31 protein-coding genes are annotated in these 25,113 nt (G+C 37.6%); 26 read left to right on the top strand and 5 right to left on the bottom strand.

All coding sequences use genetic code 11. The features are described from left to right. Positions 1 to 27: 27 nt before the first annotated feature. From AOLE_RS12590 to AOLE_RS12560, 7 genes are all read left to right on the top strand, one after another. The gene (locus AOLE_RS12590; protein WP_013198341.1) at positions 28 to 732 is read left to right on the top strand and encodes a hypothetical protein; all 705 of its coding nucleotides are present in this window, start codon (positions 28 to 30) and stop codon (positions 730 to 732) included. A gap of 141 nt (positions 733 to 873) precedes the next feature. Then, a complete protein-coding gene (locus tag AOLE_RS12585) occupies positions 874 to 1,191 on the top strand; it encodes a hypothetical protein (protein ID WP_005041709.1) in 318 nt (105 codons plus the stop codon). Positions 1,192 to 1,360: 169 nt separating this feature from the next. Continuing rightward, positions 1,361 to 1,555, top strand: a complete 195-nt coding sequence (locus AOLE_RS12580; protein ID WP_013198340.1) for a hypothetical protein — start codon at positions 1,361 to 1,363, stop codon at positions 1,553 to 1,555. Positions 1,556 to 1,805: 250 nt separating this feature from the next. Next, positions 1,806 to 2,264, top strand: a complete 459-nt coding sequence (locus AOLE_RS12575) for a hypothetical protein (protein WP_013198339.1) — start codon at positions 1,806 to 1,808, stop codon at positions 2,262 to 2,264. A gap of 312 nt (positions 2,265 to 2,576) precedes the next feature. Next, positions 2,577 to 2,921, top strand: coding sequence for a hypothetical protein (locus tag AOLE_RS12570; protein WP_005303900.1), 345 nt, complete (start codon positions 2,577 to 2,579; stop codon positions 2,919 to 2,921). 121 nt (positions 2,922 to 3,042) lie between these two features. Continuing rightward, a complete protein-coding gene (locus tag AOLE_RS12565) occupies positions 3,043 to 3,987 on the top strand; it encodes a DUF4424 family protein (RefSeq protein WP_023274277.1) in 945 nt (314 codons plus the stop codon). A 92-nt stretch (positions 3,988 to 4,079) separates the two neighbouring features. Then, positions 4,080 to 4,877: an SDR family NAD(P)-dependent oxidoreductase gene (locus tag AOLE_RS12560; protein WP_013198337.1), complete on the top strand. Its 798-nt coding sequence runs from the start codon at positions 4,080 to 4,082 to the stop codon at positions 4,875 to 4,877. Here the strand turns inward: AOLE_RS12560 and AOLE_RS12555 are convergent. Continuing rightward, positions 4,874 to 5,476: an HvfX family Cu-binding RiPP maturation protein gene (locus tag AOLE_RS12555; protein WP_013198336.1), complete on the bottom strand. Its 603-nt coding sequence runs from the start codon at positions 5,474 to 5,476 to the stop codon at positions 4,874 to 4,876. The genes AOLE_RS12560 and AOLE_RS12555 overlap by 4 nt on opposite strands. A gap of 164 nt (positions 5,477 to 5,640) precedes the next feature. Between AOLE_RS12555 and AOLE_RS12550 the strand changes: the two genes are divergently transcribed. The 17 genes from AOLE_RS12550 (at position 5,641) to AOLE_RS12465 (ending at position 19,688) form a co-directional block, all read left to right on the top strand. Continuing rightward, positions 5,641 to 5,949 (top strand): HvfA family oxazolone/thioamide-modified RiPP metallophore, encoded by a 309-nt coding sequence (locus AOLE_RS12550; RefSeq protein WP_004702533.1) that lies wholly within the window; start codon positions 5,641 to 5,643, stop codon positions 5,947 to 5,949. A 69-nt stretch (positions 5,950 to 6,018) separates the two neighbouring features. After that, on the top strand, positions 6,019 to 6,882 hold the full coding sequence (locus AOLE_RS12545) for an HvfB family MNIO-type RiPP peptide maturase (RefSeq protein WP_013198335.1): 864 nt from the start codon (positions 6,019 to 6,021) through the stop codon (positions 6,880 to 6,882). Further along, on the top strand, positions 6,833 to 7,588 hold the full coding sequence (locus AOLE_RS12540) for an HvfC family RiPP maturation protein (protein WP_023274276.1): 756 nt from the start codon (positions 6,833 to 6,835) through the stop codon (positions 7,586 to 7,588). Before AOLE_RS12545 ends, AOLE_RS12540 begins: the two co-directional genes overlap by 50 nt. A 2-nt stretch (positions 7,589 to 7,590) precedes the next feature. Continuing rightward, entirely contained in the window at positions 7,591 to 8,211 is a 621-nt protein-coding gene (locus tag AOLE_RS12535) for an RNA polymerase factor sigma-70 (protein ID WP_004702529.1), read from the top strand. Further along, entirely contained in the window at positions 8,205 to 8,384 is a 180-nt protein-coding gene (locus AOLE_RS12530; protein ID WP_002048456.1) for a zf-HC2 domain-containing protein, read from the top strand. Before AOLE_RS12535 ends, AOLE_RS12530 begins: the two co-directional genes overlap by 7 nt. 90 nt (positions 8,385 to 8,474) lie before the next feature. Further along, the gene (mumR, locus tag AOLE_RS12525; RefSeq protein ID WP_013198333.1) at positions 8,475 to 9,386 is read left to right on the top strand and encodes a LysR family transcriptional regulator MumR; all 912 of its coding nucleotides are present in this window, start codon (positions 8,475 to 8,477) and stop codon (positions 9,384 to 9,386) included. Between the two features lie 340 nt (positions 9,387 to 9,726). After that, the gene (locus AOLE_RS12520) at positions 9,727 to 10,980 is read left to right on the top strand and encodes an NRAMP family divalent metal transporter (protein WP_081399177.1); all 1,254 of its coding nucleotides are present in this window, start codon (positions 9,727 to 9,729) and stop codon (positions 10,978 to 10,980) included. A 34-nt stretch (positions 10,981 to 11,014) separates the two neighbouring features. Beyond that, positions 11,015 to 11,779 carry a LamB/YcsF family protein gene (locus tag AOLE_RS12515; RefSeq protein ID WP_004793259.1) on the top strand — a complete coding sequence of 255 codons (765 nt, stop codon included), beginning with the start codon at positions 11,015 to 11,017 and terminating at the stop codon, positions 11,777 to 11,779. Between the two features lie 2 nt (positions 11,780 to 11,781). Continuing rightward, a complete protein-coding gene (locus tag AOLE_RS12510; protein ID WP_081399176.1) occupies positions 11,782 to 12,597 on the top strand; it encodes a putative hydro-lyase in 816 nt (271 codons plus the stop codon). Positions 12,598 to 12,629: 32 nt separating this feature from the next. Next, entirely contained in the window at positions 12,630 to 14,213 is a 1,584-nt protein-coding gene (locus AOLE_RS12505) for a 5-oxoprolinase subunit B/C family protein (RefSeq protein ID WP_013198331.1), read from the top strand. Beyond that, positions 14,213 to 15,931, top strand: coding sequence for an acetyl/propionyl/methylcrotonyl-CoA carboxylase subunit alpha (locus tag AOLE_RS12500; RefSeq protein ID WP_013198330.1), 1,719 nt, complete (start codon positions 14,213 to 14,215; stop codon positions 15,929 to 15,931). The genes AOLE_RS12505 and AOLE_RS12500 overlap by 1 nt, the downstream gene beginning before the upstream one ends. Positions 15,932 to 16,232: 301 nt before the next feature. Further along, complete coding sequence (locus AOLE_RS12495) at positions 16,233 to 17,453, top strand: chloride channel protein (protein WP_013198329.1); 1,221 nt, start codon at positions 16,233 to 16,235, stop codon at positions 17,451 to 17,453. 206 nt (positions 17,454 to 17,659) lie between these two features. Next, positions 17,660 to 17,965, top strand: a complete 306-nt coding sequence (locus AOLE_RS12490; protein WP_013198328.1) for a hypothetical protein — start codon at positions 17,660 to 17,662, stop codon at positions 17,963 to 17,965. Positions 17,966 to 18,037: 72 nt separating this feature from the next. Next, positions 18,038 to 18,349 carry a hypothetical protein gene (locus tag AOLE_RS12485; RefSeq protein WP_013198327.1) on the top strand — a complete coding sequence of 104 codons (312 nt, stop codon included), beginning with the start codon at positions 18,038 to 18,040 and terminating at the stop codon, positions 18,347 to 18,349. Positions 18,350 to 18,391: 42 nt separating this feature from the next. After that, positions 18,392 to 18,697, top strand: coding sequence for a hypothetical protein (locus AOLE_RS12480; protein WP_013198326.1), 306 nt, complete (start codon positions 18,392 to 18,394; stop codon positions 18,695 to 18,697). Between the two features lie 421 nt (positions 18,698 to 19,118). Continuing rightward, the gene (locus tag AOLE_RS12470; protein WP_013198324.1) at positions 19,119 to 19,433 is read left to right on the top strand and encodes a hypothetical protein; all 315 of its coding nucleotides are present in this window, start codon (positions 19,119 to 19,121) and stop codon (positions 19,431 to 19,433) included. Between the two features lie 42 nt (positions 19,434 to 19,475). Then, positions 19,476 to 19,688, top strand: a complete 213-nt coding sequence (locus AOLE_RS12465; protein ID WP_013198323.1) for a hypothetical protein — start codon at positions 19,476 to 19,478, stop codon at positions 19,686 to 19,688. Positions 19,689 to 19,850: 162 nt separating this feature from the next. Here the strand turns inward: AOLE_RS12465 and AOLE_RS12460 are convergent, their stop codons facing one another. Further along, positions 19,851 to 20,153 carry a hypothetical protein gene (locus AOLE_RS12460; protein WP_013198322.1) on the bottom strand — a complete coding sequence of 101 codons (303 nt, stop codon included), beginning with the start codon at positions 20,151 to 20,153 and terminating at the stop codon, positions 19,851 to 19,853. A gap of 974 nt (positions 20,154 to 21,127) precedes the next feature. Between AOLE_RS12460 and AOLE_RS12455 the strand changes: the two genes are divergently transcribed. Then, entirely contained in the window at positions 21,128 to 21,682 is a 555-nt protein-coding gene (locus tag AOLE_RS12455; RefSeq protein WP_013198321.1) for a TetR/AcrR family transcriptional regulator, read from the top strand. A gap of 54 nt (positions 21,683 to 21,736) precedes the next feature. Here the strand turns inward: AOLE_RS12455 and AOLE_RS20555 are convergent, their stop codons facing one another. From AOLE_RS20555 to yddG, 3 genes are all read right to left on the bottom strand, one after another. Beyond that, a complete protein-coding gene (locus AOLE_RS20555; RefSeq protein ID WP_013198320.1) occupies positions 21,737 to 21,970 on the bottom strand; it encodes a hypothetical protein in 234 nt (77 codons plus the stop codon). Between the two features lie 419 nt (positions 21,971 to 22,389). Next, on the bottom strand, positions 22,390 to 22,821 hold the full coding sequence (locus AOLE_RS12445; RefSeq protein ID WP_013198319.1) for an SRPBCC family protein: 432 nt from the start codon (positions 22,819 to 22,821) through the stop codon (positions 22,390 to 22,392). 128 nt (positions 22,822 to 22,949) lie between these two features. Next, on the bottom strand, positions 22,950 to 23,882 hold the full coding sequence (gene yddG / locus AOLE_RS12440) for an aromatic amino acid DMT transporter YddG (RefSeq protein WP_013198318.1): 933 nt from the start codon (positions 23,880 to 23,882) through the stop codon (positions 22,950 to 22,952). Between the two features lie 204 nt (positions 23,883 to 24,086). Between yddG and AOLE_RS12435 the strand changes: the two genes are divergently transcribed. Further along, a complete protein-coding gene (locus tag AOLE_RS12435) occupies positions 24,087 to 25,037 on the top strand; it encodes a 3-hydroxyacyl-CoA dehydrogenase NAD-binding domain-containing protein (RefSeq protein WP_013198317.1) in 951 nt (316 codons plus the stop codon). The last annotated feature ends 76 nt before the right edge of the window (positions 25,038 to 25,113 follow it).

The following is a 25,113-nucleotide window of genomic DNA, read 5'->3' as shown; positions in this document are numbered from 1 at the left end:
GCATGTGCTCCATGACTTATGGGAGTGATGCCAGTGTTATTTACTTTAAAGAAACGCTCACTTATTTCTGGTTTCTGTTTATTTGCATTATCTAACGCTAGCCATAGTGGACGACCTATGGTTGTGGACGATGCTGCTCTTGTTTCGCCAAAAACTTGCCAACTAGAAACTTGGGCGCAGCATAACCCTGACAACAAAGAATATTGGGCAACACCAGCCTGTAATTTTGGCGGCAATTTTGAATTTGCGGTAGGGATGGGAAGAGTAAACGATGATACTGAGCACGTCAGTTATGCAACTTTACAAGGTAAAACCTTATTAAAACCCTTAGAAACGAATGATTGGGGAATCGGCTTTTCTTTTGGCACACTAATAAATGCTAAAGATTCTTCAAAAAAAGATTGGACGGTTAATGTTCCTTTAAGTGTTTCTACATTGGATGATAAGTTTTTAATCCATGCCAACCTTGGTTGGTTACGTGAAAATACTACGCATAAAAACCAAACTACGTGGGGAATTGGAACCGAAACACAACTTACTCATCCATTAACACTCACTGCCGAAGTATATGGTAATGACCGAAATGATGCCTTTTACCAAACAGGTTTTCGATACATGGTCTATAAAGACCTTGTGCAATTAAACGCAAGTTATGGCAATCAAATGTCTCATCACAATAATGCTTTTTTCTCTGTCGGATTTGTATTTCTAACACAGCCATTTTTACCTTAATGGTTTATATGTATCTCAACCTATCAATAAATGTGACAGAATCTAACTTTTTATATCATGTAAATACGACTATCCTAATTGAACTTGAGCACATCCTTTTGAAGTGTTCGTTTTTTCGTTAGATTTTTAGGTATTTAAAAAATGAATAAAATGCACGTAACTTTAGCGGTCATTATTGGTTTAATTGTTGGTGGTGTAATAGGCGCTCTTGGTTACTCTAAAACTGCTGCACGTTATGACGCGATGACTACAGCCTGTGTCATGGTAAATCAAGCGGTTGAACATGGCATCTTGAAGCCAGAACAAGTGAAAGAGCTAGGTGAGCTAACAGGTCAAAGCCTTAAAAAAGATTATGAGTCAGTTGCATCCAAATTCAAATTCTCTGAAAAGCAATTAGGTAATGCATCTGAAGGTTCTAATTGTAGTCAGTTTATTGTTGGGGTAAATGCCGCAAAATAACCTAGAGTAAGCCCACAAACTGTGGGCTTTTTTATGTAAGGCTATTTAGTGTGGCTACAAGATCAACTGAACATATGATCTATAAACTGCTATAATAATGATCAAAGTAAAATCTAAGCTTGCTCTAAAGGCAGGCTTTTTATATGTGTAAATAAGTCTGCTAGGAAATATGAAACGCTATTTAAAACAAACTGAATCGGCTACGACTAATTGGACAACAGAGCAAGACTGCTTCTTGATCGAAAATAACTTTCTTTCAATTCAGGAACTCATTGAACAGTTACCTTTTTCTGAAGAAGAAATACGAGTACGTAGAGCCGTTTTAGGTTTAGTGAGACGAGATAAACAGATGAAAACATATTAATTTTACCAAACGGTCAAAATAATATGAAAATAAATGTTTCTAATTATCTCTATTCAACCATTCATTTTTGCGGATGAGTTATCAAAACCATAATTTTTTTAGGTATTTTTATGGTGCACTTTACATAAAGTTCTAATTACTTACAAAGCACTCTAATAAGGATACCTTTAATTACACTACTTTAAGCATAATCAAAGACAGAAAACATTCATAGATCAGCACTTTATAACAATAGTACGGAGAGAGGTTAATGCCAAAGTATCTAGCTGTAGCCGAAAAGGTTTATAAAAATATTAAAAAAGATAGCTTATTCACTGATGACATTACTCAGAACCTTAACTGTTTAATTAGTCAGATTCGAAAAGCCATTAAAGGAACGGAGTTTAAGCTCAAGTTCAACTATATAGACTTTGAAGAAAACTTAACGAAACCGTTAAGTGAGTGCAAGGTCCAGATTGATTTGAGTGTTATGCCGAAGTTCGCAAATGAAGGTGAGTATCTTCTTTGGTTAGCTGGTTTTATCGAGCGAATCACAGAAGGGGGAAAACCTAAATTACCACCAATTTCGCATTTTTTGCCACCAGGTTTTAAGATGTCGAAAGATGCGTTTCCAATGACTGTTGCTCCTGCAAAAGAAGAGCATGCTGATATGATCATCAATTATTTTAAATCTGAGGATTTTATTAAAACTAATAAAACTCCTTCATAAAAGAATATAGAAGTGAACGTCCACCTTGCTTCTATATACTGCTGGTTTTTAAGTTCAGCGACCGCCTTCTGGGGCGGTTTTTTTTACTCAAAAAATAATGACTGAGTTAACTTTCTTTTTGAGTAAAGGCATATTTTTGAGAATATTAAATGTATATAAATTTACTCGGAATTAACTGATTTTATTATATAACAATGGCTTGTATATATCTTTTGATAAAGAAATATATACGCTTTTCACATAAGCCATGTGTCAAGTAACGCAATTAAACATTTAGCTGTTCATAATCTTTAAAAAAGAGAGATGAATGATATGAATGAAAATGCAGAGCTTATAAAATATATAGACGTTGCTGAAAACGTCTATGAACGTGTCTATGAGAACAACCAAGTTTCCAATAATTTGATTGTTAACCTTAACCGCATTATGGCAGAAATAAAAAAGCAGGCCGAAGAAAAAGACCTAAAGTTGAAATATAAATCGATCGATTTTGAATATTGCTTGAGCTTACCTTTAGCAGATCGAGATATAAAAATTGACCTCAGTTTGATTCCTCACTTTGAACACCGTGATGAATGCATTTTATGGTTAACCAACTTTATTGGAAAAATTAGTGTGCCTAAAAAAATGACGAAGCAGAAATTGAGTTTTAATTAAATTTTAGATTTTAAAGAGATATATGAATCGTCGCTAAAAGATTAACAACACCGACGTTTAAACAGTTATGCTTTATTGCAGATCGACATTTCATAATTAGAAAATGACAGAGCGCTTAAAAATGAAAAAGCTTGCAATAACCTTTGCTGTTTTGGTCCAACTATCTACCTATGGCTTAGCCAATGATTCTACGGGTTACGTGGGTACAGGTGGGATTCAATATCTCAAAAATTCGCAGATTGCCATGCAAAGCGAAGATCTATTTATTAGTAAAAAACGAATTAAAGTCGACTATCTCTATAAAAACCTAAGCAATAAAGATGTCACTGAAACGATTTTATTTCCGTTACCACGCATTGATAATTTCTTTGAGTCTGACTTTGCTCACACTGAAGAGCTTTTAAAAAGTTTTAATATTGTGGTGGATGGTAAAAATATTAAACCAGAAATGCACGTGCGAACGTTTATTCAAAAAGATGAGAGATCACCGCTGATTGACGCAACAGATGAGTTTAAGCAGTGTGGTTTTATTGAAAAAGACATGCTTAATCCGTGGCTGCGTAATAACGATGATTATGAGTATTATGTAGATAAGCTAAAGAAGTGTAATAAGCTAAAAATACAGAAAATTTTAGCCAATTTTAAAAAAGATGATGTGATTCCGTGGTCATCTCAATTGATCTATAGTTGGAAGCAGACCTTCAAAGCCAATAGTCTGACTAAAATTCAGCATGAATATAAACCTTTGGTGGGTGGTTCTGTTGCTCTCTATCCAGATGAATATAACCAGCAATTTTGTATGGATAAACAATTTAAGCAGGGCTTAAAAAAAGCCAGTTCAGAAAATTCGCCGTTTAGTGCTTTGGGCTATATTTTGACGACGGGTGCAAATTGGGCAAAGCCGATTGAAAACTTTAAGCTCACCATTGAGCGCGATAAAGACGAACTGGTTTCATTTTGTTGGGATGGAGAAGTTAAAAAGATTAGTCCAACTCAATTTCAAATGACTAAAACCAAGTTTGTACCAAAGCGAGATTTAGATATTATTTTTGTCAAAGTTAGATAAGCTCATACAAACTCTAAACTGTATAAAATTGCATCACTCTTGATTGTGTGACATAACTTAATGATGGCACATAATAACAAGAGGATGCCGCAATGTTGCTTAAGGGAAAAGTGGCTGTCATTTTTGGAGGCAGTGGAGCAATTGGTACTGCAATTGCGAAGGTTTTTATTCGTGAAGGTGCACATGTCTATTTGTGTGCAAGAGATTTAAATAAACTTCAAAACATTGCGACACAACTTCATCAACTTGGAGGTGCGGTTCATACGGCCAGCGTTGATGTGTTAGACAGTCAGTCAATAAATAATACCGTGGCTCAAATTGCTCAAGATACAGGTGGGCTAGATTTGGTCATCAATGCCACCAGTTTTATACATAATCAAGGCAAAGAAATTTTGGAATTAAATCTTGATGAGTTCGTCGGGGGAATAAATCCATTTCTTACAGCTCAGTTTAATATATCTAAAGCTGTGGTGCCTTTTATGGGCGGCGATCGTGGCGGAACAATGATTTCTATTGTGGCACCTTCAGCTCGGATGGCAATACCGGGCCATCTGGGGCATATTGTGGGCTGTGCCGGAATCGAAGCTTTTATTAAAGCACTGGCTAGTGAGTTAGGCCCTAAGAATATACGAGTACTGGGTGTTCGCTCACATGCAATTGTTGATGCTGTTCAAGCTGGTTCCTACACGCGTGAATTATTTGAGTCAAAAGCACAGGCAATGGGACTCAGCATAGGACAATGGCTTGAAGGTGCGGCTCAGGGCACTATGCTAAAACGGTTACCCACGCTTTCTCAGGTTGCAGAAACTGTGGCTTTTCTAGCATCGGAACATGCGAACTCAATGACTGCAACCGTGGTAAATATGACGGCTGGTGCAATAATCGATTAGTGCAATTTATTTTTAATCCAATAATCTAAACTAAAGTAACGGCCACCTCCAAGCACAAGCAGAGCAAGCAACATAACCATGTAGGTCGCAGCAAATTCAATTCCATTATTTAAAATAACAAACGAACCGCTCGATGTAAGCCAGTCATAGTTGCCATAGTTCTGTAGAATTTCACGAGCTTTATCTAACTTTTCAGCGGAGGACAATACTTGCATGTTTGCGAAGGGTGCATGCGGGTCAGCAATTGCTTGCCATCCATTAGGGAGATGTACCGTAAATATTGCAACTAACATTGTAATAATGAGTGGGATACTAATTAAACGGGTAAACAGACCTAATGTTAAAAGTATTGCACCTGCTAGCTCAGTTGCTGTTGCAAGCAAAGCCATTAAATAGGGGAAAGGAAGTCCTAATCCTCCATCTGAGTTGCCGAACCATTCTACAATGTCATTGAAGTGCATTAATTTATTTATGCCTGCCATCCAAAATATGGGGACTAGGTACAATCGAATAGCCAGCGCTGCAATGCCATCAATATGTTGTAGGGACTCGCCGAGGCGTTGATAGTATTTACATAAGCCATAAATAAAGTTCTTCATAATAATTTCACATCCATTGCGATTGAATAATAATTAGTCGGATGGAAGCTGTATTTCTTACATAAAAAATTTTTTTATTTACGGTGTAATAAAAAAGGATTTGGTCCGTCTAACTTTATGTACATGTGTACAAACCGAGAAATTATCATTAAAGGAATACGAAAATGAACAAACTCAACTCAATGACTTCAGTGGCAGCATTATTAGCACTTTCAGTTGCAGGAGCTACGCAAATGGCTGTAGCAGCCACTAATACAACAACCGAAGTACATGCAACCAAAGCAGCCGATGGTAAATGTGGTGAAGCGAAATGCGGAGCCAACAAAATGAAAAAACATGAAAAATCTGCTGAAGCAAAATGTGGAGCAGCTAAAAAAGCAGCAGATGGTAAATGCGGTGCAACTAAAAAAGCAGCGGACGGCAAGTGCGGTGCAGATAAAAAAGTTGCTGATGGTAAGTGTGGTGCCAAGTAAACAATTTAATCATGGATGATGTCGGCCTTATAGTAAGTGTCGGCATCATTTCCAAAAGGAGAAATCACCATGATGGAGTTGAATGGTGTAGGGCTTGGTTTAAGACGAGATTTCATAGATTCGTTTCTAACAGCAAAAACATATCCGGACTTTATTGAGGTTGCCCCAGAAAATTGGCTAGGTTTTGGTGGTCGACATGCAAAATTACTTGCACAGTGTGCTGAAAAAGCGCCGTTAATTTGTCACGGCTTGTCATTATCTATTGGAGGGCCGCATCCACTTAATCTCGAATTTATTGGTCGAGTAAAAAACTTTTTAGAACAATATGATGTACCAATTTATTCTGAACATTTAAGTTATACAAATGATGGTGGCTATTTATATGATTTATTGCCAATACCGATGACAGAAGCAGCTGTTAAATATGTGGCTGAACGCATTTTGCGTGTGCAAGATATTTTAGGGAAAAGATTAGTTATAGAGAATGTTTCTACTTATGTCATGCCGAATGCCGAAATGAGTGAAGCTGAATTTATCCGTGAGGTTATTCAATATGCAGACTGTGATTTACTTCTTGATGTAAACAATGCCTATGTCAACAGTATCAATCATGGCAGTAACGCATTTGGATTTATTCGAGACATGCCAAAAGAGCGCATCCGTTATTTACATATTGCTGGGCATGAACAAGTTCAGAAAAATTTATTAATTGATACGCATGGTGCAGAAGTTTGTGACCGTGTTTGGGAGCTATTGAGATATACCTACCAAGTATGTGGAGTAAAACCGACTTTATTAGAACGCGACTTTAATATTCCATCATGGCAAGAATTAGAAGAGGAACTTGCCAAAATTAAACTTATTCAACAACAGGAGAGTGGCTATGAAGGGAAATCAAACATCCTTCCAAACCATGCAACGTCAGTTTTGTGACTGGATTCGTGATCCTGATTTGGAAATACCTCAAGCACTTCCTCCTCAAAGAATGCAAATTTATCGGGATTTACTTTTTAATAATGTCAGCTCATTTATTAACTTAGTTTATCCGGTAGCTCGTGCGATGTTGCCAGAGTTAAAGTGGCAAAAACTGCTGTTAGAGTTTTTTCAAAAAGCTGAGAGTCGCTCACCTTTATACAATGATATCTCTCTAGAGTTTAGAGAGTATTTAACGGAGCAACAGCATCCGATATTACAAGAGTATCCTTGGTTGGCTGAGTTATTACAGTTTGAATGGCTAGAATTATATTTAGACACTGTTGAAATTGAAGATGTTGTTTTACATGAAAATTATGCTTGGCAGTTAACCACCAAAGTATGGGTATTGGTTTATCAATATCCCGTTTATACTTGGACGACTTTAACGACACCAGAACAAGTTGAACTTGCACCAGGTGCAGTAATGGTCTGGCGCGATGAACAAGATAGGGTATGTATTGAACAACTCTCTCCACTGTTTGCTATGCTGATTGAACAGTTAACTCAAAATATAACGTTGACTGATCATGATATTTTTACACTCATTCAATCAGTACTAGCTGACTTGTCTGAGCCTGAAATTTATCTGCAAATTCAAGAACTAAAAAATCTACTAACTCGGCTACAATTAATTCAAATTCCCTATAATTTAAAAGAGGCATAAGGATGACTTCAGCCGCTGCATCACGTCATGACGACCTAGGGGATCAACTGCATAATCCAGCCTTTTTACAAGACTTAAGACAGCAAATGATTAAATTTGCTTTTTTACAGTTGTCTTCGCTTCCGCAAGCTGAGGATGTAGTGCAAGAGGCATTAACGAGCGCTTTTCAAAATTTAGATTCATTTAAAGGGCGGGCTGCGTTCAAAACATGGGTATTCGCGATTTTAAAAAATAAAATTATTGATGTAGTTAGGCAAAAGTCACGTTTAGTCGCCATGTCTGAATTATTTAAAGATGAGGAAAGTGAACTCAGTGTCGACGAGTTATTCGATGCATCAGGGCACTGGCATAAATATGAAGCACCTCAAGCATGGCAAAGCCCTGAAGAAATGATGGAGCAGTCAGATTTTTGGATAATTTTTGAAGCCTGTTTAGATCATTTGCCTGCCAAATATGCGCAGGTTTTTATGATGAGAGAAGTGGTAGAGCTGAGTTCTAACGAAATTTGTAGCAAGCTGGAATTGTCTATTTCAAATTTTAATGTGTTGATGTATCGAAGTCGTACCCGATTACGGGAATGCTTAGAAAATAAATGGTTATTGAAGGAGGATTGTTCATGTTGACATGCCGACAAGCCACTCAACTATTGTCTGAAAAGCAAGATAGACCGCTGTTTTTACGCGAGCAAAGTAGTTTACAACTGCATTTGTTGGCGTGTCGATCATGCCGCCGTTATGCAAAACAGATCAAAACAATTAGTCAGCTTTCTAAAGCATTTAAAAATTTGGATGGCTAACTTTAGTTAAAAATTTATTTATTGCTGGCCTTAACGCGTTAAAAGCTTACATACTATAAAAGTAAAGGAATTTTTAAGACAGGATGAAACGTGAATTTAAAGAATCTTGAAGCATTTTATTGGGTTGTGACTTTAAATAGCTTCAATAAGGCTGCGACTAAATTGCAAACTACCCAGCCTGCAGTATCTCAAAAAATCACATCTCTTGAAAATGAATTAGGCTTTAAAGTTTTAGATCGAAACTATCGGCAGTTTAAACCGACTCATAAAGGCTTAACTTTATTTAAGTACGCCGAAAAATTTATGCGCCTAGAAACAGATCTAGTGGCTGAACTGACCGAAAACCAGCACCTGACTGGCACCATTCGTTTAGGTGTTTCCGAAACTATTGTTTATACGTGGTTGGTCGAATATATCGAAAAGGTTCAACAAGAGTTTCCAAAAATTTCAGTCGAAATTGTGGTGGACCTGACACCGAACTTACAAGAAGGTGTTCGAACAGGTGACTTGGACATGGCTTTTTTGCTTGGACCAACCTTGGCTTTTGAATGTATTGAGCAGGCATTGTGTGACTTTGAATTAAGTTTCTTGGCGTCACCTTCCTTTAAAGGTGGTGTAGCTCAAATGTCTTTTAAAACTTTAATGTCACATACCATTTTAACTTACCCCAAAATTACCTATCCATATAAAGAATTGAAAGCCAGAATGAAAGAACAAGGAATTGATGAACCACTCTCAATTACCAGTTATTCATTGGCAACTTTATTGCGTTTAGCCGAGCAGGGCCTAGGTATTGCTGTCGTACCGACTTTAACGGCGCTAAAAGAAATTACCGATGGACGACTAGAAATATTAAATACTCCCATTCAATTAAAGACCTTTCATTTCACTTCAATCTACATTCAAGGAAATGATGTTGCCTTGAAAGAAAAACTAACTGAAGTTGCCGTTAGGGTATCGGAAACTGCCATGAAAAGCCTCAATGAGAAAATCCAAAAATAAGCGATACTTTTATTTCTCATAAAATATTTTTTATTATTTTAAATAAGCTGTTTGCATGCAAAGTCATAAAAGCAGCTTATCTCGTTCAATAAGTAAAACTTATCCTGCTTTTTAAATTAGATATAAACCATTTAAAATCAAATGCTTGAATTTTTAATTTTATGTAAAAAGTCTTATTGTCCGTAGGGTTTAGCTATGTTTTTATTTTAGATACAAGATTTGATCACCGATTGTGCTGATTCGGGAACAGGGAATCTTTGTCATTTTAAAGGATTAAAGAATATTGTTTGGGAAAAATGATGTTCTTGGTTCAACCTGAAAATAGCGTTGTTAAGCTCAAATGGATGAGGAACGCATTAATATGTCTTTACTGAAATCTTCTTTTTTATCAGATCGCCAATGGGCCATTGTAGCCTCAATCTTTATGATGGCGACCTCTGCAATGGGGCCAGGATTTTTAACCCAAACTGCTGTATTTACAGTCAAGCTAGGTGCAGCATTCGGCTTCGCAATTTTAGTTTCCATTCTGATTGATTATGTAGTTCAACAAAATATTTGGCGAGTGGTCACACTTACTCAAATGCGTGCATCAGACATTGCCAATAAAGCATTACCGGGTAGTGGTTATTTACTGGCGTTTCTGGTGATTTTGGGTGGTTTTTTCTTTAGTGTCGGTAACATTGCAGGTGCAGCTTTAGGTTTAAATGCGCTTTTTGGCCTAGATACAAAATGGGGCGGTATTTTAAGTGGTGCATTAGCCATTTTGATTTTTGCATCAAGAAAAGCAACGCTTGCCATGGATAAAAGTATGATCGTGTTGGGATTGCTTAAAATCCTCCTGATTATTATTGTTGCCGTCATTGTAATGCCTCCTGTGGGTCAGGCTGTACACCAAACCTTTGCTCCAGACCAAATCGATTTTGCCATTATTACCACCATTGTTGGCGGTACAGTTGGTGGCTATATCTGCTATGCAGGTGCCCATCGTTTACTCGATAAAGGCGCTGTTGGCCCTGAAAATATTGATGAAGTTGCGAAAGCTGCGACCAAGGGCATTATTGTTGTCGGCATCATGCGCTACGTGTTGTTTTTAGCGTTTTTAGGTGTGGTGGTGAGTGGCGCAACAATTGATTTAGCCAGCCATGACGCCAATCCAGCAGCTCAAGCATTCCAATATGCAGCGGGTACATTTGGTTTTAAATTATTTGGTTTAATTTTCTGGGCAGCCGGTATTAGTAGCACTATTGGCGCAGCATATACTTCAGTGTCATTCTTTACTGCGTTTAAAAAGAACTTAACACCAAAACAAACCAACTATACAACCATTACCTTCATTGCATTAGCTTTATTGCTTTATGTGTTATTGGGTGCAACTCCAGCAGGTCTACTCATTTTTGTAGGTGGTTTTAACGGATTGGTGTTGCCAATTGGTCTTACAATTTTTGTGTATGTTGCTGCGTGCCGTAAAGATTTAATGGGTAATTATAACTATCCAAAATGGTTGCTTATTTTGGGTGGGTTAACATGTCTATTGACATGGTGGATGGGCTATATGTCATTTACGACAGTATTTAACTATTTGACCAAGCTTTAAGCCAGACTGCGTGAAGTAATAAAGGAATAATGCCATGTTTGTAGATTTAAATAGTGATTTGGGTGAAAGCTTTGGTTCATGGAAAATGGGTAATGATGATCAGATTTTACCTGTCGTGACCAGTGCCAATATTGCTTGTGGCTTCCATGCTGGCGACCCGCTCGGCATTTTAAAAACGGTTCGTAAAGCAGTTGAGCTTGGTGTGACCGTTGGTGCTCATGTGTCTTATCCAGACCTTGTAGGCTTTGGCCGCCGTAATATGGATTTGTCGCGTGACGAGCTTATTGCCGATGTGCTTTATCAAATTTCTGCACTCGATGGTTTGGCTAAAGTGGCAGGTTCAAAAGTGCAGTACGTTAAACCGCATGGCGCGCTTTATAACACCATTGCACATGACCAAGCTCAGGCAGCTGCAGTGATTGACGCCATTAAAATGTATAACCCTGAACTGGTTTTAGTGGCTTTAGCTGGGTCGAACTTAGTCGAACAGGCACGAGCTGCTGGCTTAAAAGTTGTGTCTGAAGCATTTGCAGACCGCGCTTATAACAGTGATGGTTCACTGGTGTCTCGTCGTTTAGAAGGTGCGGTTTTACACGACTCGGCATTTGTAGCAAGCCGTGTGGTGTCTATGCTTAAAAATGGTGGGGTAGAGTCAATTGACGGTGTATTTACCCCAATTCAAGCCGACACCATTTGCTTACATGGCGACACTGACGGTGCATTAGAGATGTCAGCAGCCATTAAAGCCGAGCTTGTAAAAAACAATATTGAAATCCGCCCATTTGTAAACAAAGCATAAGGATGAGCACCATGTATAAGGATATTAAAGTCGACCCAGCTCAGCTTGAAGCCGCATTAGATGCACGTTTAAAAATCCGTGCAGGTTTTGATAAACCGACAGCAGGTATGGCCGCGGGCATGACGCAGGTCAACATGATTTCGGTGCCAAAAGAGTGGGCATACGACTTTTTACTCTATGCGCACCGTAACCCGCAAAGCTGCCCAGTGCTTGATGTGCTCGAAGAAGGTATCTATGCAACTAAGCTTGCGGCGGACTCAGACATCCGAACCGATTTCCCGCGTTATCGCATTTGGAAAGATGGCGAAATGGTCGATGAAGTGACCGATGCAAGCGAGATTTATAACGTCCATCCTGATTTGGTGACTTTCTTAATTGGCTGTAGTTTTTCGTTTGAAACAGCCTTGCAAGAAGCGGGCATTGAAGTTCGCCATATTCATGACGACACCAATGTACCGATGTATTTAAGCAACATACAGTGTGAACCAGCAGGGCGTATTTCAGGAAATATGGTGGTTTCCATGCGACCAATTCCATCGCATCAAATTAGTGAAGCGGTAAAAATTACCGCACGCATGCCGAGTGTGCATGGCGCGCCTGTACATATTGGTCACCCTGAAAGCTTAGGAATTTCGGATGTAAACAAGCCAGACTTTGGCGATGCTTCTCGTATTGAAGCGGGTGAAATTCCAGTGTTTTGGGCATGTGGAGTAACACCGCAAGCCGCCGTCATGAACTCGAAAATTCCCTTTGCGATTAGTCATGCACCGGGTCACATGTTTATTACCGACATTCCTGACCGTGCTTGGATTGGCTAATTGGACTAAAGAAGAATTAAAAGGATAAGCAAATGCGTTTTTTATCGGTAAACGCCGACTGTTTTCTGATTGAGCTTGCGAGCCTAGAAGAAACTTTGGCGTTGTACAATAAATTGCAAAATACGCAATTGAATGGAATTAAAGACTTAGTCCCTGCTGCAAAAACTATTTTGGTTTTTTTCAACGAGATTGAAACCAACTTTAAAATGCTGGTTGCTTCAATTCAGGGCCTCAAAGTTGATTCTGGATTTGAGCGTAGCAGCCAAGAAGTGATTGTGCCGATTCGTTACGATGGCGAAGACCTTGCGCAAGTTGCCGAACTACAAGGGCTGTCTGTGGCTGATGTGATTAGAAAACATCACGAAAGCGTGTGGAATGTTGCTTTTATTGGTTTTGCGCCGGGCTTTGCTTATATGAGCAGTCCCGATAAGCCTTTTACCGATATTCCACGCTTAACGGTTCCGCGAAAAAAAATACCGTCAGGTTCTTTGGGTTTGGCTGGAAAATACTCTGGTATTTATCCAAAAGACAGTCCGGGTGGTTGGCAGCTGATTGGTACAACATCGGAAAAAATGTGGGATTTAGAGCGTAAAAATCCTGCTTTGCTGTTACCGGGCATGACTGTACATTTTGAAGATGTCACGCATAACCCAACAACTGTGACTGTGCCGCAGCAGATTACGCGTAAGGTTGAGCCGAAACAATCTCTGCCACTGTTTACGATCACTGTGCCAAGTTTACAGATGCTCATTCAAGATGAAGGGCGCTTAAATCAAACCAATATTGGGGTTGGGGGTGCAGGTGTAATGGACTTATCTGCCATGCACAGTGCTAACCGTATTGTAGGTAATCCAACCGATACACCTGTCATTGAAGTTTTAAATGGTGGCTTAAAAGCCAAGATGCAGCATGCAGGTGTTATTGCGGTGGCTGGGGCTATTTCAAACATTCGTGTGAAATTTGCCGACGGCCAAACCGCAGACTTTCCAAGCTATCAGCCGATTGATTTGGATGAAGGCGATGAATTTCAAATTCAGCCACCAACAGCAGGCTTAAGAAACTATTTAGCAGTTCGAGGTGGTATAGACGTTGAACCCGTACTTAATAGTGCTTCGTTTGACAGCTTGGCAGTGTTAGGTCCAGAACCCTTAAAGCTCGGAGATACGATTTATCAAGGACCGGTGAAGGCTGCCAACATTAGCGTAAATGAAGTGGGCAAAAGCGATTTGCCACGAGCTGGCGAAGTGGTTGAGCTAGATATTGTGATGGGGCCGCGTACAGACTGGTTTGAACAAGACAGTATAGAGTTGCTGTGTCAGCAAGAATGGCTGGTAACCAATGAAAGCAACCGAGTCGGGCTAAGACTTTCAGGTGAGCAGCCTTTAACTCGCAAAATTACCCATGAACTGGAAAGTGAAGGCACGTGTATTGGTGCTTTGCAGATTCCACCGAGCGGGCAGCCTGTTTTGTTTATGAATGATCACCCTTTAACGGGCGGATATCCGGTCATTGGCTCTGTTGCTAAACACCATTGGGATTTGGTGGCACAGATTCCAGCAGGTTGCCGCATCAAATTTAAAAAAATTGCCGAATTTACAGATTTTGAGAATGAATGATGAATACAGAAAAATTATTGATTGCTAACCGTGGTGAAATTGCCGTTCGTATTATTCATGCTTGCCGTGATATGGGAATTTTATCAGTCGCGTTATATGCAGATGACGATATTGGCAGCATGCATGTCGAACTTGCAGATGAAGCATGGGGTTTGGCTGGTGCGACTGCTAGCGAGACTTACCTAAATATTCCAGCGATTATTGAAGTTGCAAAGAAATCGAAAGCGACCATGGTGCATCCGGGTTATGGCTTTTTATCTGAGCGTGCTGAGTTTGCTCAAGCCGTGATTGATGCAGGTTTAAAATGGGTAGGGCCATCACCAAGTGCGATTGAAAAGCTAGGTGATAAAATCGAAGCACGTAAAATTGCCGCTTCGGTCGGTGCGCCGTTGGTTCAAGGTACGCAAGACCCACTCAATAATGCAGAGGAAGCTTTAGAGTTTGCCAAGCAATATGGTTTACCAATTGCCATTAAAGCTGCGTTTGGTGGCGGTGGCCGCGGCTTAAAAGTTGCGTGGAAACTTGAAGAAGTTCAAGAGCTTTATGAGTCGGCAGTACGTGAAGCAAAAGCTGCCTTTGGTCGTGGTGAGTGTTTTGTCGAGCAATATCTCGATAAACCGCGCCATGTAGAAGCGCAAGTCATAGCCGACCAACATGGAAACATTGTGGTGCTTGGCACACGTGATTGCTCGTTGCAACGTCGTAACCAAAAGTTAGTCGAAGAAGCGCCCGTGCCATTTATTAGCGATGAGATTTATCAGCAAATTTTAACTTCTGCAAAAAACATTTGTCAGGCCGCAAACTATGTGGGTGCGGGCACAGTTGAATATTTACTGAGTCGTGACGGCAAGCTTTCATTTTTAGAAGTAAATACGCGTTTGCAAGTTGAGCATCCAGTGACCGAAGAAACCTCAAAAGTTGATTTGGTGGTTGAGCAAATTCGCGTGGCACAGGGCCATGAGCTTTCTATTAAAGAAACACCAAAAGCACAAGGTCATGCCATCGAGTTTCGTATTAATGCCGAAGACCCAGCACGTGGTTTTATTCCTGCATTTGGTGTGTTGAGTTTATTTGAAGCGCCGTTTGGTCATGGTGTACGCGTGGACACAGGAGTTCGCACTGGCTCTTTAGTATCTAGTCACTTTGACTCACTCATGGCAAAACTGATTGTGACTGGCCCAACTCGTGAAGTTGCAATTGCTCGCGCTAAACGTGCTTTGAAGCAATTTAAAATTGAAGGCGTGGCTTCTGTTTTAGATTTTCACCGCGCTGTTCTTAATGAACCTGACTTTACCGATGAGTTTAATGTACACACGCGTTGGATCGAAAATGACTTTAAACAAGAGTTGAAATCGACTAAACGCGGCATTCCAAACCATCAACAACCGATGTTGCTGAGCTACATTGAAATTGATGGCAAGTTACACCGTTTAGGTTTACCAGCAGGGATGTTTGCACAAGGCCCAGCAACCGCAGTTCAAGCCCAAACCGCCGAGCCAGAAGTGAGTGCCGAGCATTTACTTGCCCCAATTAATGGTGTGATTAGCGCTTGGAAAGTCGAAAATGGTGAGCAAGTCACCGAAGGCCAAGTGGTTGCCATTATGGAAGCCATGAAAATGGAAGTGCAGGTACTGGCACATCGCAGTGGCGTTATTCAGATTAGTGCAGAGAAGGGTGCAACCTGCCATGCAGAAACTGTGATTGGTAGCATTAATTAAGTTTTGAATAAATGATTTGGCCTGATTTTGTTTTTAGTTTGATTGGGTCAAATCAGATGCTTATTTATTAACTCAGTCCGCTATTTTCACAGTCTCGTTAACCATTTTCAACTTGAAAGCCAGAAAGGGTTATGAGATATTTCGCCCTGTTTGGTGATATCAAAATTAATCACTGTATTGAAAGCTCGCTTGTGCGAGCTTTAATTTTTAGCCCAGTTTAAGCATTTCTCACTTAATGAGCTGGCTGCATAAAAAAATTGAGAATTTATCATCCATTTTAAAGGCTAATTGAAGAACGCGAATGAAAATTCTACCTTCATCTGAATATGATCAAATTCTAAAATACAGTGTCTATTGGCTCGTCATCTCGATTGTGATTGGAGTCGTGGCTGGGTTGGCCTCGACTTTAATTTTTGTCGCTTTTGATATTTCAAACAAAGTCAGAAGTCTGCATCACTGGCTCATCTATTTCCTACCTTTTATTGGGTTTGGCATTGGTTATCTCATTAAAAAATATGGTTCACCGATTGAACGGGGAACACATTTATTGATTGATGAAATTCACCAGCCGAAGTCTTTCATTCCGAAACGGATGAGTCCCATCATTTTTATCACCTCAATTTTAACTCAGTTGTTTGGTGGTTCGGCAGGGCGTGAGGCACCAGCGGTTCAGCTTTCAGGAGCTTTAATTGACCACTTGAGTCATATATTAAAAATCTCGGAAGATAACCGAAAAATCTGTTTAATTGCCAGTATTGGTGCGGGCTTTGCAGGGGTGTTTGGCTTGCCTCTGGCGGGTGCAATCTATGGTTTAGAAATTACTGCTTTAGGTAATTTAAGATACTCAGCCATTTTCCCATGTTTTGTGTCGGCGCTTATTGCATCGACCATCCCTGAGCTATTCGATATTGTTCATCCGCACATCTACTATGTGATTAGCGAGTTTCCAGCTATTCATTTTGGCGTGCTCATGAGCTTAATTGCGGCAGGGTTAGTCTTTGGTTTAGCTGCGCGTTTCTTCATTGCTGCTATTCACTTGGCGAGTGATCTCTTTTATAAATACATTCGCTACTTACCATTAAGAACCATGGTCGGTGGTATTGTCATTATGCTACTTACTTTGTTCACTGCACATCAGCAATACAACGGTTTGGGTACAGATAAAATCATTGCATCTTTTTATGTGCCAATTGAGTTTTACGACTTTTTTAACAAGACGGTTTTTACTGCAATTACTTTAGGGTCGGGTTTTAAAGGTGGTGAAATTACACCGTTGTTCTATGTGGGTGCGACATTAGGTAATGCTTTAGGCGCAGTTTTAAACCTACCCATTTCATTACTTGCAGGCTTAGGCTTGGTGAGTCTGTTTTCAGGAGCAAGTAAGGCACCATTAACGTCTATTATTTTAGCTGTTGAGCTATTTGGAATGAATGTTGCCACGTATGCGATTATTACTTGTTTGTTGGCAGCGCTATTTTCTGGAAATTGTGGGTTGTATCGCCGTAAGAAGTTAATGGATTGATTAAGCCTTTCTAAGGAGTTGAGTAGTTTTAGGTTGCTTAACTCCTATTAAATCTTCTTTTTTAATAACAATAATAAAAATTGGCATATTAAATGCTTAATAAAAATTGATAAGCAAATGAAAAGAAATGAAGTTCTATTTCTTGTTGGGAACTATAATGAGAAATAGAAAATTATTTTAATATTAAAAAAGGAATAACTTAAACTGTGTCAATATTTATTCTAATACTTAATTTTTTCGTGGGTGTACTTGTTGGACGATACACTATATTTTTAATTCAAAAGTCTTTATCTATTTTTATATCTGTGGTCGATGAATTTTTAAATAAATACATTGTCTTTTTTCTTTTAGCTATTTTGTTTTTTATTTTATTTTCTCTAATTTTAACAGGAGGATTTATGTTGTGGCATATTCTTAGTGGTGGAATAACAGAAATTGGTAAGTTTATATACTTATTTGGATGGGTAGTTGGAGCGGGTTTATGGGGTTTTGTACCTAAAAACAATGCTTAAAAAATGATAAGCAAATAAAATTCTATTTCTTATTGGAAATTATTCTAATATTAAAAAGGAATAACTTAAATTATGTCAATATTTATTATGATACTTACCTTTTTTGTGGGGTTGCTTGTTGGCAGATATACTATATTTTTAATTGAAAATTCTTTATCTATTTTTTTATATGTTGTTAATAAATTTTTGAATAAATATTTTGTTCTTTTATTATCAATTGTTTTTTGCTTTCTCTTTTTCTCTATCTATTTAACAGGAGGATTGATGTTGTGGTACATTCTTAGTGGTGGAATAACAGAACTAGGTAAGCTTATATATTTATCTGGATGGATAGTCGGAGCAATATTTTTTGGATTTCATCCGGAAGATAATAATTTTAAATGATAGATAAGTGGTTAATATAAAAATAATCTTAAAGAGGGTGCTATGTCTATATTAGGTTTCGCTATTTTCTTTATAATTTCATATATTGTTGGGAGCTTTGTAGCTAAAACTGAATGGAAGATTCGGTATTTGGCTTCTATATCTTTTATTTCAACATTTATAATTGTTTGGTTGGGTTTTTTATTACTACTTTATTGTAAAGGAAGATATATCAAATTCTTTATGGATGGAAGGATATCTTTGAATTGGCGAGCAGTAGATTTATTTTTTGTGGCAGGTATGTCTTCAACCTTGTTAACATTGCTACTTGTTATTGTAGTGTGGAGTATTCGTAATAAAGTTTTCTAAATTAATGTTGTGACAAGTAAGTTATTATTTAAAAGAAGGTACTATGTCTATATTGGGTCTCGCTATTTTTTTTATATTCTTATATGGCATTGGCTATTTTGTAGTTAAAGCACGGTGGAAGCTTCGCTATTTAGCGCCAATATGGTTTTTATCATTTTTTATTATCACTCTATTTATTTTAGCAATTTTATTTCCTAAAGATTGGACCAATGCACAATTTTTTACTATAGGTGGTCCTAATCACTTAGCACTTCTGTATTTATTAATATCTTCATCGTTAAGTTTACTTATTACTTTTATTTTAGTTTTGGTTGCATGGGCTATTCGACATGATGTCATGTAAATTGTTTAGATTAAAAAATCTTAGACAATCTAATATTTGTATTAAAGAGCTAAGTCTTCTCTCATTTGGAACAGTAAAATGATTGAGTCCATTCCTATGATCGTTTTGTTAGGTGCTTTTTCAGGTGCTATTTTTGGGCGCTACTATAGACCAGTCTTTGTCTTTTTATATGATAAAGTTTATATACTTCTTAAAGGCCTTCTAACTAATCCTTTCCTTTCAATAGTTTCGATGCTTTTTGCAATAGCTTCTGTTTTCCTATTCGCGCTATGGGGCAATGTCTTTTCTTTGGTTATCTCTGACGAAAATTGGGTGTATTTCTATAGGCCATATTTTGTTGGAATATTGGTAGGTGTTTTTTTGCTTAGATTAAGTAGTGAAAATAAGTTTTAAGTAATTGAATTTGAATTATTCTATCTGTATCTGGTGATTGAAATGAAAATAATAAAAACAATATTAAAAATACTTAAATGGCTTATTGTCCTATTTCTAATGTTTGTTATCTTATTGGGTATGATCGAATTTATTGCAAATAAATTCTTTGACAATGCAGCTACGAAAGATGCATGTGCTGACTCTGGAGGGGCATGGGATCATCAAAAAGATACCTGCCAATTTGGTCCTAATGACCCGAGAAGTAAAAAATAATTGGGAATATAAATGGAAAAGCAATTTATCGATGTACAAATCTATTTTCTAGAAATTGCGAGTTGTATCGCTGTAAAAATATTATCTGATTAAGTCGTAATGCAATCAGATAATATTTTAATTAATAAAGTTTTTGAGTAGTCAAAATTATAAAAGCTACCATTATTTTTTTAAAATCATCTTCAAACCTAATTTAAGCTCAATTAATGAGTCTTTTGCAGCTTGAAAAAAATTTCGTTGTTCAAAAGTTTTTATATAGGATGCTCTATAAATTAGCCAGAATTCAACCATAAGAACTAAAAAAGCTAATGTCATACAAATATTAGTTGTAACTTTATTGTCTCCAAAGAAAAAAACTAATATTAATTGGAAAATAAAAATTAATAGTGACATAGGAATGAGAAAGACTAAATTGAAAAACAAGTAATATGGAATATACCAAATTAGAGGTAACACAAAAGGCATGATTTACTCTTTCAGTTTTAATAAATTGAAGGAATTTTAAAATAATTTTAAAAATTAATATATTAAAATTATATGTATTTGCTTCACCGTAATAGTTTTTATTTCCCAACTGTTCGAACTTAATACAAACTATATTTTCTATGCTTGACGACAAGAAAAGTGAATAATATCCTTTCTTTCTGGTAGGACGGAAAGAGGACATCTTAGGATGTGCTGGTCTCTTTGGCACCAGTCTGCTAACTCTTTTCCGTTCTACTACCATAAGTATTTAGGAGAGATTGGTAGGATTATATTCACTCCTGAGTTTGTATTTAATTTTTATAACTAGACAAACAGATACTAAATATCAATATTTAATTAGTTTTTTTAATCTTTAAAACTTGAAAATAATTTAGAACCCAACCGCTCTACTTTAATACGATTGTCATTTCACACGCTTGACGACAACAAAAGCGAATACTATCCTTTGCGGGCTAGCCTACATTGCTAGCGGGTTTTAGCAGACCCTATTTAACAAAGACGATATTCGAAACCTAGTTTTGTGTATCGTGAACTCGTTCGCCCCCTTTTTCTCTACGGTAGGGCGGAAGGGGGACACCTTCGGGTGTGCTGGTTTCTTTGTTGCCAGTCTGCTAACCCTCTTTCGTCCTGCCACCATCATTTAGCAGTGATCGGTAGGATTTCTTTTGTTAACAAAGGAGTCCGCTATGCGTACTAATTCTTCTCAATTTTTGGCCTTTGCCAAAGTCTCTCTATTTATGCCGTTTAAACAGTTTATAAATAGGTTTAATCGACTCTAGGTTTTCTACACCTTAAGAATCGTTACGACTCAAAAATCATAGCAACAATAAAACCGAGATAGGTGAGCACACCTTTAGTGCCACTTTTGCATGCCTGTTTTTAGCACTCATTTTAAGAGTGACGGTATTTCTATCTCTTTTACATACAACAAAAAATTATTTTAAGCGGTATACATGAAAAATTTAGAATCTTCATTTAGAGCACTGCGCGTGCTTCACGTAGCAAAAGATTTATTTAATCAAGATGGTTTTCATAAAGTCGGTGTCGACCGGATTATTGCAGAAGCCAAAATTCCCAAAGCTACTTTCTATAACGACTTTCACTCAAAAGCACGACTCATCGAGATGTGCCTCACTTTTCAAAAAGATGCGCTCAAAGTAAAAGTATTTTCAATTCTCAAATCTTACCGTGAAGAAATGGTGCTTGATAAACTCAAACAGATTTACCTTCTACATACCGATTTAAATGGCTTTTATCGTTTACTCTTTAAAGCAATTTTTGAAATTGAAAAGCTCTACCCAAAAGCCTACAGCGTGGTGATTGAGTATAGAACTTGGCTCATCAACGAAGTTTATAAACTACTTTTAACCGTCAAAACTACGGCTTCAATGAAAGACGCCCACATGTTTTTATTTGTGATTGATGGAGCAATGGTTCAACTTTTGAGTAAAAACAGTGTAGATGAGCGAGACAAGCTACTCGAGTATTTTTTTATAATGCTGTCTTAGTGATAAATTCAAACACTTTCTAAAAGGAAAAAAGCCCGTAACTGGGCTTTTTATTTATTCGAGTTCAAGCTGATCGTCGTCTTTTGTGACTTTGATTTTCATCTTTCTATATTTACGTTTGTTTGGGTCTAAAGCAGAGTTTGATACTTCATCAGCAAATTTTGGATTTTGCATGAGTTTTGCATAGGCTCTGTAACCTATGCGGATTCGGGTAGGCGGACAATCTGTTCTTTTGGAATAATATTCAATAAGTGAATTTAATTCCTTTAACAAACTCTGATGTTCCATTGGATTGATTATTTTCTATTAATTAGTAAGTTATTTTTAGCATACTAAACTTTAGAAAACTTCTAAAGATCTAGTTGATATACATTACCTTTAATAAATGTGATTTGAATTACACTAATTTAATGTATGGTGATTTATTTTACTTTTTATCTAAGTTTTTTGATTTCTTTTTAATCAAATAGTCATAATTAAGGGTTAAATTAATTTTAGAAAAAGAAAATAGATAGAAGATTGCCACGAACAAGAACTATTTAAGCAATTTTCTCAAACTGTAGTATTCAGCTGACTTTAACGAGTCGGCTTTTGTTTTTGTTGTTAAGTTCTTAAATTTCCTATTTATAGAAATTGATGCAGCAGTTCATCCATACATCTACTTAAAAATAAAAGCCCGATAAAGGGCTTTTTATTTTATATCTTGATTAAAACTTGAGTTTTTTAAGCCCACGACTCACGCCATTTTGTAAGGCTGCTTTAATAATGGGACCAATAAAAGGAACGCGACCTTTAAAGCTAATGGTGTAATCCAAACGAGTTCGATTATTTCCCAAGTCAGTAAATTTCATTACACCACGGTGACCCTTAATTGGGCTAATACCGCTCGTGATTGCGTACTCGATCAGTTCATTTTCTTTGTAGACTAAATTTGTTTCTATAAATGAAGGGGTGAGTGGAATAGACATTTTGCGTGCAGAGCCAACACCATTACGAGCGTCTTTGCCGTTACTAATACGAGTGACTTTAGCCGGAGCGAAAAGTTTGCTTAAGTTTTCATGCTCACTTAAGGTTGCAAAGACTTTGTCTACGGGTGCATCAAATTCTTGTACGATGTTGATTTTTTGAGTTTTTAACATCTTGTTCCCTCTAGAAATTATTTTGACATTAGTAATTGTCAGAATTTGGATATTAGCATGCTTTGGGTAATGGGGGAATTCTTCTTCGTCGGAGTTATCTTAAATCCGAAAAAAGCATTGCGATCAATCTACAATACTTTTTGGTCTTTTCTTAATTTTTTAAAGAAGGGCTGAATCACAGACCAGTTCGTTGAAACCCAGCAAATAAAGGAACCAGCCGTCACCATTGCTGTTCCTTGCCAAAAGCTCATCGATAATTGAGTTTGTAAAACAAACATGGCCAAAATAGACGAGATAATCGGGGTGAAATAAGAAGCCACCACAAGTATGGTAATGTTTCCATGAATGATGCCAATGTTCCAAGCAGCATAACCAAAACCCATGGCAGCAGATGCCACTAAAAGGGTGATGACTGCTGGAATATCCATTGATGGAATGGCGAATTGCCCCGAGACAAGCAGCTTGAGCCAGAGAGTAAGCGCGACACCAACAAAGAAAATGGAAATGGGGTTTTGCCCATTGCTCATTTTTTTAGTGATTACACAGTAAAAAGCCCAGATGATGGCACCTGTAAATGCCAAAATATAGCTCAGTGGGTTGCTATGAAAATTATCGACAAGACTATTTAGACTAAAATCACCGCTTCCAGTTTGAATAAAAATAATGCCAGAAATTGAAATAAGTAAACCAAGAATAATAAGAAAATTAAACTTTAATTCCTTAAAAATCACGAAAGCCAAAACCGTTAAACTCGGCCACAAATAGTTAACAATACTAATTTCAATGGCTTGCCGTGCTGTCTGAGAATAAGCAATCGCAAATGAAAAGCACACCTCATAAGCCACGAACAGAATTGTGCCAAATATTAAGTATTTTTTAGAGATCTGCTTAAAATCTGGAACTTTGAAAATGGCAAGCAACAGTAGCGCACTTAAAGAATAAATAAGCGTAACACCTAGCTCAGGTCCAAGGGCGGCGCTGACTTGTTTCATCAGACCGACCAGAGATGCCCACATGAGAATGGCACTTAAACCAATCAATGTTGCTAGATTTTTTGACATAAAATTCAGTAAATAACGGTTAAAAAATGGTAAAAGATTAAGTTGTACTAATGAAAGGAATCAATTTTCAAGCTAAGGAATATAGGACAAATTATATAAAATATAAACAATTAAATTTATTGATTGGTTGAATCTGCTATGTTTATTTAGCATTCAATTGAGTAACGAAATTTCTTAATAAAACAACATTCTTACGAGGAAAATATGGAAGTCATTAAAACAGTTGGTGTTGTTGGAGCTGGTGTAATAGGTGCGAGTTGGACGGCCTTATTTTTATATAAAGGATTTAAAGTTAAGGTTTACGACCCGTATCCTATAGATGAAGCGGTCTTTAAAAAAAGAATATCTGCAAATTTAAAGGATTTATTGGCTTTAGATCAGAACGCTGAACACGCCCATTCTCAATCAGATGCGCTGCTTCATTTGGAAATTTTTAATCATTTAAAAGATGCAGTTTCAGACGTAGATTTTATTCAAGAAAATGCCCCTGAACGTCTCGATATCAAACAACAGCTATATCAAGAAATCACAGCATATTGCCCTGAACATACTATTATTGCTTCAAGTTCATCGGGCTTAAAAGTGTCTGATTTTCAAAAAGAGGCACAACATCCTGAACGTATTTTATTAGGTCATCCTTTTAATCCGCCACATCTCTTACCTTTGGTCGAGATCGTTGGTGGTAATTTGACAGATCCTCAAATTTTAAAACAGGCTTCTGAGTTCTATAAACAACTGGGCAAGAATCCAATTGTTTTAAATAAAGAAGTAAAAGGGCATGTCGCAAACCGTTTGCAGGCTGCGCTATGGCGAGAAGCTTTTTCACTGGTTGAACAAGGTGTGTGCTCTGCCGAAGATGTTGATGTCGCGATTACTAGTGGCCCAGGTTTAAGATGGGCATTATTTGGTCCCTACATTAATATGCAGCTTGCCAACCAAAAGGGGTTTAAAGAGGCAATTCATCATTTAGGCCCGCCAATGACGGAATGGTGGAACGACATGCACGCATTTCAGCATTCAGATGAGACAACAGAGTTGTTGGAAGCAGAAACCAATCAGCTTTTAACCCAATATAAAAATATCGACTTATATCAAACCAGAGATAAAGGTCTGGTCGATATCTTAAAGCTTAGACAGCAACTCAAGTTAGACTAAGTCAAATTTTTAAGACAAAGCCGATCATTTCATTGCAGGGATGATTGGCTTTTTGCTGGGTCAAATAACAAAAATC

Source organism: Acinetobacter oleivorans DR1 (genome assembly GCF_000196795.1).
Taxonomy (GTDB): Bacteria; Pseudomonadota; Gammaproteobacteria; order Pseudomonadales; family Moraxellaceae; genus Acinetobacter; species Acinetobacter oleivorans.
Note: the sequence above shows the minus strand (reverse complement) of the source record. Positions and strands in the feature narration are given on the sequence as shown.